We start from the raw sequence: 614 nt of genomic DNA on the forward strand, positions 1-614 counted from the left end.
TCGGAGAAGTACCAGATCAAGGCGCGCGACTGGGAGGCGGCCGACCGCGAGGGCCGCAGCCTGACGCCCCTGATCACCCGGCTCAACACGATCCGGCGCGCGAACCCGGCCCTGCGGCAGCTGCGCGATCTCCACTTCCACCATGCGGACCAGGAAGCGGTGATCGCCTACTCGAAGCGGAGCGGCTCGAACACGGTTCTGGTGGTCGCCAACCTCGACCCCCACCACACCCAGGAGGCCACGGTCTCGTTGGACATGCCGCAACTCGGCCTGGAATGGCACGAGTCGGTACCGGTGCGCGACGAGCTCACCGGTGAGACCTACTACTGGGGCAGGGCCAACTACGTGCGCCTTGGGCCTGGCGGCGCACATGTGCTCACCGTCGGCCGGGGGTCCGGGGGTTATCCCCCGGGTGAGCACAGTTCGGTTCTGCGACCGTCCACCCCGCAGATCGGAGGGTCACCCACATAATGATCGTCAACGAGCCCGTCCAGGACACCTTCGAGGACACTCCCGCCAAGGACCGGGACCCCGAGTGGTTCAAGCGCGCCGTCTTCTACGAGGTCCTCGTCCGCTCCTTCCAGGACAGCAACGGTGACGGCGTCGGCGACCTC

1 protein-coding gene is annotated in these 614 nt (G+C 67.4%); it reads left to right on the forward strand.

Annotated features, from left to right (window positions below):
* A partial coding sequence (locus ADK57_RS13240) for an alpha-glucosidase C-terminal domain-containing protein (protein WP_234390160.1) occupies positions 1–471 on the forward strand: 471 nt, incomplete at its 5' end.
* Positions 472–614 lie beyond the last annotated feature (143 nt).

Origin of the sequence: Streptomyces sp. MMG1533 (genome assembly GCF_001279775.1) — a bacterium.
GTDB lineage: Bacteria > Actinomycetota > Actinomycetes > Streptomycetales > Streptomycetaceae > Streptomyces.